This is a genomic window from Achromobacter sp. 1012554356 (assembly GCF_059760815.1).
The window spans coordinates 1-9281 of sequence record NZ_JCBANC010000107.1 but is presented as its reverse complement, the minus strand read 5'-3'; the positions used below and the strand labels follow the sequence as shown (position 1 = coordinate 9281).

General features: G+C 66.4%; 10 protein-coding genes. 9 read left to right on the top strand and 1 reads right to left on the bottom strand.

Features of this window, described 5'->3' with window-relative positions; genetic code table 11:
• Nucleotides 1-194: 194 nt before the first annotated feature.
• Together AC6LJW_RS29135 and AC6LJW_RS29130 are read left to right on the top strand one after the other, a co-directional pair.
• Complete coding sequence (locus tag AC6LJW_RS29135) at nucleotides 195-1163, top strand: Bug family tripartite tricarboxylate transporter substrate binding protein (protein ID WP_498088942.1); 969 nt, start codon at nucleotides 195-197, stop codon at nucleotides 1161-1163.
• A 38-nt stretch (nucleotides 1164-1201) separates the two neighbouring features.
• Entirely contained in the window at nucleotides 1202-2158 is a 957-nt protein-coding gene (locus tag AC6LJW_RS29130; protein ID WP_498088941.1) for a tripartite tricarboxylate transporter substrate binding protein, read from the top strand.
• A 39-nt stretch (nucleotides 2159-2197) separates the two neighbouring features.
• Here the strand turns inward: AC6LJW_RS29130 and AC6LJW_RS29125 are convergent, their stop codons facing one another.
• Nucleotides 2198-3118, bottom strand: coding sequence for a LysR substrate-binding domain-containing protein (locus AC6LJW_RS29125; protein WP_427987466.1), 921 nt, complete (start codon nucleotides 3116-3118; stop codon nucleotides 2198-2200).
• Between the two features lie 129 nt (nucleotides 3119-3247).
• On the opposite strand from AC6LJW_RS29125, the gene AC6LJW_RS29120 reads away from it, so the two are divergent.
• From AC6LJW_RS29120 to AC6LJW_RS29090, 7 genes are all read left to right on the top strand, one after another.
• Nucleotides 3248-3907 (top strand): RraA family protein, encoded by a 660-nt coding sequence (locus AC6LJW_RS29120; protein ID WP_056561941.1) that lies wholly within the window; start codon nucleotides 3248-3250, stop codon nucleotides 3905-3907.
• Nucleotides 3908-3947: 40 nt separating this feature from the next.
• The gene (locus tag AC6LJW_RS29115) at nucleotides 3948-4628 is read left to right on the top strand and encodes an RraA family protein (RefSeq protein WP_498088940.1); all 681 of its coding nucleotides are present in this window, start codon (nucleotides 3948-3950) and stop codon (nucleotides 4626-4628) included.
• A gap of 109 nt (nucleotides 4629-4737) precedes the next feature.
• Nucleotides 4738-5613 carry an NAD(P)-binding domain-containing protein gene (locus AC6LJW_RS29110; RefSeq protein ID WP_498088939.1) on the top strand — a complete coding sequence of 292 codons (876 nt, stop codon included), beginning with the start codon at nucleotides 4738-4740 and terminating at the stop codon, nucleotides 5611-5613.
• Between the two features lie 59 nt (nucleotides 5614-5672).
• The gene (locus AC6LJW_RS29105; RefSeq protein WP_056561949.1) at nucleotides 5673-6638 is read left to right on the top strand and encodes a Bug family tripartite tricarboxylate transporter substrate binding protein; all 966 of its coding nucleotides are present in this window, start codon (nucleotides 5673-5675) and stop codon (nucleotides 6636-6638) included.
• Nucleotides 6639-6674: 36 nt separating this feature from the next.
• Complete coding sequence (locus tag AC6LJW_RS29100; protein ID WP_498088938.1) at nucleotides 6675-7346, top strand: RraA family protein; 672 nt, start codon at nucleotides 6675-6677, stop codon at nucleotides 7344-7346.
• 2 nt (nucleotides 7347-7348) lie between these two features.
• Complete coding sequence (locus tag AC6LJW_RS29095; protein WP_498088937.1) at nucleotides 7349-8401, top strand: NAD(P)-dependent oxidoreductase; 1053 nt, start codon at nucleotides 7349-7351, stop codon at nucleotides 8399-8401.
• Between the two features lie 96 nt (nucleotides 8402-8497).
• Nucleotides 8498-9157 carry a GntR family transcriptional regulator gene (locus AC6LJW_RS29090; protein WP_056561953.1) on the top strand — a complete coding sequence of 220 codons (660 nt, stop codon included), beginning with the start codon at nucleotides 8498-8500 and terminating at the stop codon, nucleotides 9155-9157.
• Nucleotides 9158-9281: the final 124 nt, after the last annotated feature.

Below are 9281 nucleotides of genomic sequence, written 5' to 3'. Positions count from 1 at the left end.
CCACTTCCCACCCCATCATCGTCATCCCCGGCGCGGATCACTTTTTCAGCCATTCGCAGGACCTGTTGCTGTCCCTCGTCCTCGCGCATCTTCCCAAGGAGGCCGCCAAGGCTCGTACAGATTGATCGCGGCGCCTTTTCACACCTCCCCAACACGCCATTGAGCAAGAGGGAGGGATCAACAAGGAGACAAACATGCGCTTTCCCATCAAGCGTTGGGCGTGCGGCGCCCTGGCATCCGCGTTCAGCGCGGCCGTCATGGCGGCCGCGCCGTATCCGGACAAGCCGATACGCCTTATCGTGCCGTGGCCCGCGGGCGGCTCGGCGGACACCATCGGTCGATCGCTGGGCGATGCCTTGGGCAAGCGCCTGAATGCGACGGTCGTGGTCGAAAACGTGGCGGGCGCTTCCGGCACCATCGCAACCACCCAGTTCGTCCGGTCCGCGCCGGACGGCTACACCCTGCTGCTGGCCAGCAGTTCGGCCAACGTCTCGGCGCCCAATCTGTATGCCAAGGTGCATTTCGACCCGATCAAGGACTTCACGCCGATCGGTGAAGTCGCGCTGGTGCCCAGCGTGCTCATCGTCCCCGAAAACTCGCCGTTCAAACGTCCGGCCGACATCGTGGCGGCAGCGCGCAAGCAACCCGGCAAACTGACCTATGGGTCCGGCGGCACCGGAAACTCGGGGCATCTGTCCGGCGAACTCTTTCGCGCGATCAACAAGATCGAAGTCACGCATGTGCCGTACAAGGGCAACAACCCTGCCTTGAACGACCTGATGGGAGGTCGGCTGGACTACATGTTCGACAACGGCGCGATCGGGCACATCCAAAGCCAGCGCGTACGCGCGTTGGCGGTTGCCTCAGACGCCCGGCTCAAGGCCATTCCCGACGTGCCGACGTTCGAGGAACTGGGCATGGCGGGCATGCAACTGACCACGTGGTTCGGCCTGGCGGCGCCGGCCGGCACACCCGCGCCCGTCGTTGACAAACTGAGCCACGCGCTGAATGCCGTCATGTCCGACCCCGCCTATTCGCAACGGCTCATCGCCATGGGGGCTGAATTGCGGCAAAGCACGCCGGCGGCGTTCACGGCTTTCTGGGCAGAGGAACTGGACCGCTACCGCCAGCTCATCCAATCCGCAGGCATCCAGGTCAATTGACGCGCACGGGCGCACGACAGCCATTCAAGGAGACAGGCATGAAGGCAAATGCATTTCAGCGGATTCTCGTGGCCGGGGCGCTGGCCCTGGCGGCCAGCGTGGCGCATGCCGCGTGGCCCGACGATCGTCCGATCGAACTGGTGGTGGGATTCGCGCCTGGCGGCGGGACGGACGTCATGGCGCGGCTGGTGGCCCAGCATATGGAAAAGCGCCTGGGCGGCAAGGCCCGGATCATCGTCATCAACAAGCCGGGCGCGGGCGGAGAAATCGCGGTGCGCTACGTTGCCGCCGCCAGGCCGGACGGTTACACGCTGGGCATGATCAACGCGCCCGGCTTCGTGTACCTGCCCGTCAGCAAGGGCGCGAAGTACAAGCCCGAAGACATCCGGCTCATCGCCCGGCTGGTCGACGACCCGCTGCTCTTCATCAAGCGACGCGGATCCAGCGCGCCGGATGACCTGCCGGCGCTCGTGGCAAAGCTGAAGCAGTCGCCCGAATCCCTGTCGTTCGGCCACAGCGGCGACGGCACGACCGGACATCTGGCTCTGATGGACATGGAGCGCAGCCAGAACGTGCGCGGCACCAGCGTGCCGTTCAAGGGCGGTGGCGACATCCGTCTGGGGATTCTGGGCGATCACATCGACTACGGCTTGATCACCGTGAGCGAGGTGCCGGAACTGGCCGACCCGAAAGGCCCCTTCGAGGCTATCGCCATCGCCAGCGACAAGCGCCACAACGCCATCCCCACCGCGGCGGAATCCGGGGTGACGCTGCGCTATTCGTCCGAGCGCGGCATGGGCGGCCCGGCGACCTTGCCGGACGCCATCCGCGACAAGCTGGAACAGGCGCTTCAGGACACGCTCAAAGACCCTGCCTTCCTGGCCGCATCCGGGCGCGACGCAGCCGTGCTGGCCTTTCAGCCGGGCGAGGAATGGGGGGCCAGCCTGGACCGGCAGACACGCGCATTCCAGCAAGAGGCCGCCGCGAAAAAGTAGGCGTCTGATACCAGGCCGCGCTTGCCGCGCCGCCTGGCATCACTCTTCCGGACGCCGCTTTCGATACGTCTTTTCAAGCCATTGCACGGCCACCTCGACCAGCGGGTGAAAGCGCGCGGCATTCCACGCCAGCGCGGCAGTGACCACCATGACCTTTTCCTTCAATGGCCGGATGACGACGTTGGCAGGCGCCAGCTTCTTCATCGACGCCGGCACCAGCGCCACGCCCTGGCCGCATCCCACATAGGCGACCTGCGAGGCCACCGACCGCACCTCGTGCAGCACGCGGGGCGTGAAGCCGTGAGAGCGGCAGATCGCGGTGAGCATGTCGAAATACACGGGGCTGACCTGCCGGGACGACATCACAAGCTGCTCCGCCGCCAACGACTGAAGGCGCACGCGGGGCAGCGCCGCCAGCTTATGGTCCTTGGGCAGCGCCACCGCCAGCCGGTCCTCGGTCAACGACAACGTCGAGATGCCGTCGCCGACATCGCCGTCGATGCGCACGAATGCCATGTCCAGTTCCCCCGACAGCAGCGCCGGCACTGCTTCGACACTGTCGATTTCCCGCACGAAGACCGTCAGGCTCGGGTGCGCCCGCTTCAGCTCATTGAGCAGCGGCGGAACGGTGTCCAGCATTGCCGAGGTGATCGCGCCCACATGCAGCACGCCCGACTGGCCCGTCGCGACCTCGCGCACGACGCGCTCCAGGTGTTCGACCTGACCGGCGAACTGGCGCACCGCGGGCAGGATCGCCGCGCCCGCCGCCGAAAGCTGAGTGCCCCGGCGCGAGCGTTCGAAAAGCTGGAGTTTCAGCGACTGTTCCAGCACCTTGATCTGCTCGGTCAGCGGGGGTTGCGACATGCCCAGGCGCGCCGCCGCCCGTCCGAAATGCCGTTCCTCCGCCACCGCCAGAAACATCCAGAGCTGCCGTATCAGCCTGAAGTCGATTGTGCTCATGCCATGCCCTCGTTGCCGGTCGCGCGATGCCGCGCTGATCCTGAAACCGTATCACAGAGATACTTGAAAACGATTTTATCTATCAAGACCCGGTTCTGATAATGAAGCCTTCACTCAGGAGGTTTCCCCATGTCCCAAGCATCCACGCTCGACCGCCTTGCCTCGCTGGATACCAATACCGTCTCGGACGCCCTGGATTTTCTGGGACTGCCCGGCGCCACCTACGGCCTGCGGCCGCTTTGGGACTGCCCGAAGATCGTGGGCCGCGCCAGCACCATCCAACTGGGTCCCAAAACGGACGCCAAGCCGGCCGTGCATCTGATCTCGCCCGTGATCGACGCCGTGCAGACCGGCGACCGCGTGCTGGTGATCGCCGGCGGCGCCGAGGGCATTTCCTGCTGGGGCGACATCCTGGCCAATGCGGCGCGCGCCAAGCACGTGCGCGGTTCGGTCATCGACGGTCTGAGCCGCGACATTGAAGGCAGCGAATCGATCGGCTATCCCGTCTATGGACGCGGCGTGACCATGATCAGCGCTCGCAACCGGGTGATCCAGATCGACGCCGGGAAGCCCGTGCAGATGGCCGGCGTCACGGTGCATGAAGACGATTACGTCATCGCGGACCGCTGCGGCGCGGTGTTCGTGCCCGCGGCCCGCATCGAAGCGGTACTGGACCTGGGCGAGCGTATCGCGAAGCGGCAGGATGGGATGGTCGCCGCCGTGCGCGCGGGCCGCTCGGTCGCCGAGGTCATGCACGACAAGGAATTCGACGCCATCCACGCGAACTGATCCGACGCACCCTCACTGCCCACTCACCAAAGGAACGACGATGACGAACCCCAAGAAAGCTGCAGCAATCGACCAGGAGCTGGTCGCCCTTTTTGAAGGACTGGATACGCCGGGCGTGTCGGACGCCATGGACAAACTGGGTCTGCACGGCCAGGCGCTCGGCATCATGCCGCTGGACGACTATGCCCGCCCGGTTGTCGGCCCCGCCTTCACGGTCAAGTACGTTCCCGCCGCGACGCCCGCTGGCACCGTCGGCGATTTCATCGATGACGTGGCCGAAGGCGACATCGTGGTGATCGACAACGATGGCCGAACCGACTGCACGGTGTGGGGCGACATCATGACGCAATACGCCGGCCTGCGCGGCCTCGCCGGCACCGTGATTGACGGCGTGTGCCGCGACGTGGGCAAGGCGTTGGGCGACGGCTATCCGGTCTTCAGCGCCGGCCGCTTCATGCGCACCGGCAAGGACCGGGTCGAGGTGGAGTCGGTGAACACCACCGTTGCGGTAGGCACCGTGCGCGTGGCCGCGCGCGACATCGTGGTGGCCGACGCCAACGGCGTGGTGATCGTGCCGCGCGAGCGCGCCCGTGAAGTGGCCGAGACCGCGCGCAAGATCGAATCCGTGGAAGCCGCGATCCGCGAGCGGATCAATCAGGGCGCGACCATCCGCGAAGCCCGCGCCGCACTGGGCTATCACCTGCTGCAACGCAAGTCCTGATTGTTTTTTTAGTGTACTTACTCAGGGCGAAACTTAGGGTAAATGCCCCCTTTCACTGCCGAAATTACCGATCTATAAAGACACATTGTTTTTTTTATGTGTTTTTAAGATGAAAATTGCACTGATTGGATGTGGCGAAGTCGGACATTGCTATGCCCGCGCCTGGACGGCCGCCGGACATCGCATCGTGGGCATCTGCGACCTGCGTTCGGACGCCGACATGGCGGACCGCGCAACGGCCGCAGGGGCAGTCTTGCATGCCGAACCGGGCGCCTGGCTCGCGGAAGCGGACGTCGTTGTCTCCGCCGTCTACGGCTATAACGCGGCCGACGTTGCCACCCAGACGCTTCCCTACATGCGCGCCGACGCGGTTTACGCGGACTTCACCACCGCCAGCGCCCCCGACATGCAGAAAGCGGCGGCTGCCGCTGCCGCACGCGCCATTCCCTTCATGGACGTGGCCATCATGGGCGCCATCGCCCTGTTGGCGGAAAAAACCCCGCTGCTGTGCGCCGGCGACGGCGCGGCGGTGGTGACCGAGCTGGGCGAAAGCGCCGGCGCGCCGGTCCGCATCATCGAAGGCAAGCCGGGCGACGCCGTGCGCCTGAAGCTCTTGCGCAGCGTGATGACCAAGGGCATGGAAAGCCTGGCCGTCGAATGCCTGGTGGCGGCCGAGCGCATGGGTCTGCGCGAGTCGCTTTACGAAGTGCTGGCCGACATCGACCGAACGCCGCTGACGGCATTCATGGACTCGTTCGTGCGCTCGCACGTGCTGCATGCGCCGCGCCGGCTGGCCGAGGTCCGCGAAGCGCGCGACCAGATCCATGAAGCTGGCCTTGCGCCGCTGGTCCTTGATGGCGTCGAACAGCTCTTTGCCCGGTCCACCCGCGGCATCGAGGCCGCGCGCACCAAGGGCGAAGCCCCGGCGCCCGACACGGTCGAGGCGCGCCTTGCCTGGCTGACCACGCTGGCCCGCCAATCCTGACATCCCCACCGCGCCACAGAGCGCGGACTGAATCTGCATAACACTTTGCGAGGAAGACAATGAAACTGTTCAAGCAACTGCTGGCCGCCACGCTCGTGCTGGGCTGCGCCACTGCCCACGCCGCCGACCTGGGCAAGGCGCCGATCACGCTGATTTCGCCGTTCCCGCCCGGCGGCGGCACCGACACGCTGACGCGGATGATCGGCAGCGCCATCAGCCAGGACGCCGGCTGGAACATCGTGGTGGAAAACAAGCCCGGCGCCGGCGGCAACCTCGCGCTGGACGCCACGGCGCGCGCCCAACCCGACGGCCACACGCTGGTCATGGCGCAAACCGACAACGTCGTGCTGAACCCCTGGCTCTACAGCAAGCTCAGCTACGACACCTTCAAGGACTTCAAGCCGGTCGGCCCCGTGGCGTCTTCGCCCAGCGTCTTCGTCGTGGTGCCCGATTCGCCGTTCAAGACCATCGGAGACGTCGTCAAGGCCGCGCAGGCGCGTCCTAACCAGGTTTCGCTCGGCATTCCCGGCATCGGCGGCACGGGCGATCTGACCGGCTACTTGTGGCGCAAGGCGGCAAACATGGAACTGATGCATGTGCCGTACCGCGGCTGGAGCCAGGCCTTCCCCGATCTGGCCAGCGGCCGCATCGACATTTATGTTGGCTCCGTCGCGTCGCTGCTTCCGCAGATCCGCGGCGGCAAGGTGCGCGCGCTGGGCGTCGTCGCGAGCGAGCGTTCGCCCGCCCTGCCCGACGTGCCGACCTTTCCGGAAAGCGGTTTTCCGACCATCAACCAGTCGATCTGGTGGGGCCTGATGGCGCCGGGCAAGACGCCGGACGACGTGGTCGCCGCGCTGAACAGCGCGCTGCAGAAGGTGCAGTCGAATCCCGAATTGATCAAGAAGCTTGAAGACGCCGGCTACAGCGTCCTCAAGGGCTCGCCCGACGATCTGGCACGCCGCCATCGCGCGGACCACGACGCCTTCGGCAAGGTCGTGCAGGAAGCCGGCATCCCCAAGCAGTGAGCCCGATTCAACCCTATACAGCTATCAGGAGCAGTGATGACAGGTTTTGAAATCCACGCCCGCCAGCGCGCGGTCAGCAAGGAACTGGTCGATAAATTCCGCCAGGTGCCGGTCGCCAACGTCAGCGACTGCATGTCGCGCATGACGGCCGGCGGCGCGCGCCTGCGGCCCATGCACGACGGCACGCCGCTGGCCGGCCCCGCGCTGACCGTGCGCACGCGTCCCGGCGACAACCTGCTGGTGCACAAGGCGCTGAGCCTGGCGCAGCCGGGCGACGTCATCGTGGTCGATGCCGGCGGCGACCTGACCAACGCGATCATCGGCGAGATCATGACGACCTACGCCGAGTCGCGCGGCATCGCGGGCATCATCATCAACGGCGCCATCCGCGACTGCGGCACCATTCGCCGCAGCGAGTTTCCCGTCTATGCGGCCGGCGTCACGCACCGCGGCCCGTACAAGGACGGCCCCGGCGAGATCAACTGCGTGGTCGCGCTGGACGGCATGACTATCGCCCCGGGCGATCTGATCCTGGGCGACGACGACGGGCTGCTTGCAGTGCCGTTCGATCAGGCGCAGGCCATTTTTGAGGCCGCAGCGGCCAAGCACGACGTGGAAACCAAGATGCTGGCGGACATTGCCGCCGGCACGCTGGATACGTCGTGGGTCGATGCCCGTCTGCGCGCATTGGGCTGCACGGGAGTCTGACCATGAGCGATGCGGCAGTCAGCAGGCCCCAGTTGTGCGTCGCGCGTCTGGATCTGTGGATCGATCCGGTGTTCGACGAGACCATTGCACGGGACGATACGCTGGACCTGCGCGTGCTGCCGGCCGGCGGCGATGCCGTGACAGCCGCCGGCCTGGCCGGCGCGCACGCGTACCACGTCAGCGCGGCGAAGGACGAGGTTCCGGCCCGCTGGCAGGTGTCGGCGGACCTGCTGGCCCATTGCCCGCAGTTGCTGTGCGTGTCTTCGGGCGGCGCAGGCTACGACACGGTGGACGTGGCCGCCTGCACCCGCGCGGGCGTGGCCGTCGTCAATCAGGCCGGCGCCAATGCCGCATCGGTCGCCGAAATGACATTTGCCCTGCTGCTGTCGCTGGTCAAACGGCTGGGCGAATCGGAAGCCGCGCTGCGCGCCGGCACCGCCGTCAGCCGCGAGGCCCTGATGGGCCACGAGATCGAGGGCCGCGTCATCGGCATCGTGGGCATCGGCGAGATCGGACGCAGGGTGGCGCGGATTGCGACGGGCTTCGGCTTGCAGGTCATTGCGTATGACCCGCTGCTGACGGACGCGCAGATCGCCGAACGCGGGGCGGCGCCGGTCACGTTCGACGCGCTGTTGGAACAGGCGGACATTGTCAGCCTGCACTGTCCGCTGAACACCGTCACGCGGGGGATGGTCAATGCCGCCGCCTTGCGCCGGATGAAGCGCGGCGCGCTGTTCGTCTCCACCGCGCGCGGCGGCATCCATGATGAAGACGCCCTGCTTGCGGCGCTGGAATCGGGCCATATTGCGGGTGCTGGCCTGGACGTGTGGCAGGTGGAACCGCCGCCTCCGCGCAGCGGCCTCTTGCAGCGTCCGGACGTGGCCGCCGCCTTTCACACGGGCGGCGTCACGCACGAAGGCCGGCGCAAGGTGGCGCAGGGTTCGGCCACGCAGATCATGGACATGCTCGCCGGACGCAAGCCGGCGCGGCTGCTCAATCCCGAGGTCTGGCCGCGCTTTCTGGCGCGGCTGGCGGAGCACGGCGTAAACGTGTAGATCCCGCGGGCGCGGCGGCCGATGCCTTGGCATCCATGGCCCCGCGCGCCGTTGTTATAGTCCCAGCTTCGAAATCCGAGAAGGGCAAGCCGCGTCATGTCGAGCGCCAGTGATTACGTGTACGGAGAGTTGCGCCGTCGCCTGATGGCCGGATCGTTCCTGCCCGGCGAGCCGCTGCGCGAGGAACATATCGCCACGCAGCTCTCCGTCAGCCGCACGCCCGTGCGCAACGCCATCGAACGCCTGATCGCGGACGGCCTGGTCACGCGCGAAGGTCGGCGCGGCGCGGTCGTGCTGGGTTGGCAGGATCGCGACATCGACGAAGCCTTCGAGTTGCGCATGCTGCTCGAGCCCTATTCCGCCAAGACCGCCGCCGAGCGTGCCACGCCCGAACAGATCGACGAGCTGGAACGCATCAACCACTGCATGCTCGACGCCGTCAACTCCGGCGCGCCCGACCACGTCGCCCAAGTCCAGCACTACAACAACCTGTTCCACCACGCCCTGCTCGAAGCCGCGCAATCGGCGCGGGTGCGGTCCCTGGTCGAGAACCTGCTGGACATGCCGATCATCATCGGCTCGTTCTACTTCTACGGCCGCGATGACATGCTGCGCAGCGTGGACCACCATCGCCAGATCATCGCCGCCATCCGCGCGCGCGATCCCGAATGCGCCGAGATCGCCGTGCGCTTTCATCTGGCAACGACCCATCTTCTGTTTCGGTCGCATCGGCGGGACGGGAAGACGGGCGGGTAGGCATGACCATCAGCGCTGGCCGGTGTCTGACACCCTTGGGAGATGGGCGTCGCATCGGGCAGATGTGCAAAGGGTGTCAGACACCTTGCGCCGGATAATCCCTCCCGCCTGATAGATCCGCCCC

What these genes read in the sequence shown, in the direction of transcription:
- AC6LJW_RS29135 (WP_498088942.1), top strand. Translation starts at nt 195, where the DNA reads ATGCGCTTTCCCATCAAGCGTTGGGCGTGCGGCGCCCTGGCATCCGCG.
- AC6LJW_RS29130 (WP_498088941.1), top strand. Translation starts at nt 1,202, where the DNA reads ATGAAGGCAAATGCATTTCAGCGGATTCTCGTGGCCGGGGCGCTGGCC.
- AC6LJW_RS29125 (WP_427987466.1), bottom strand. Translation starts at nt 3,118, where the DNA reads ATGAGCACAATCGACTTCAGGCTGATACGGCAGCTCTGGATGTTTCTG.
- AC6LJW_RS29120 (WP_056561941.1), top strand. Translation starts at nt 3,248, where the DNA reads ATGTCCCAAGCATCCACGCTCGACCGCCTTGCCTCGCTGGATACCAAT.
- AC6LJW_RS29115 (WP_498088940.1), top strand. Translation starts at nt 3,948, where the DNA reads ATGACGAACCCCAAGAAAGCTGCAGCAATCGACCAGGAGCTGGTCGCC.
- AC6LJW_RS29110 (WP_498088939.1), top strand. Translation starts at nt 4,738, where the DNA reads ATGAAAATTGCACTGATTGGATGTGGCGAAGTCGGACATTGCTATGCC.
- AC6LJW_RS29105 (WP_056561949.1), top strand. Translation starts at nt 5,673, where the DNA reads ATGAAACTGTTCAAGCAACTGCTGGCCGCCACGCTCGTGCTGGGCTGC.
- AC6LJW_RS29100 (WP_498088938.1), top strand. Translation starts at nt 6,675, where the DNA reads ATGACAGGTTTTGAAATCCACGCCCGCCAGCGCGCGGTCAGCAAGGAA.
- AC6LJW_RS29095 (WP_498088937.1), top strand. Translation starts at nt 7,349, where the DNA reads ATGAGCGATGCGGCAGTCAGCAGGCCCCAGTTGTGCGTCGCGCGTCTG.
- AC6LJW_RS29090 (WP_056561953.1), top strand. Translation starts at nt 8,498, where the DNA reads ATGTCGAGCGCCAGTGATTACGTGTACGGAGAGTTGCGCCGTCGCCTG.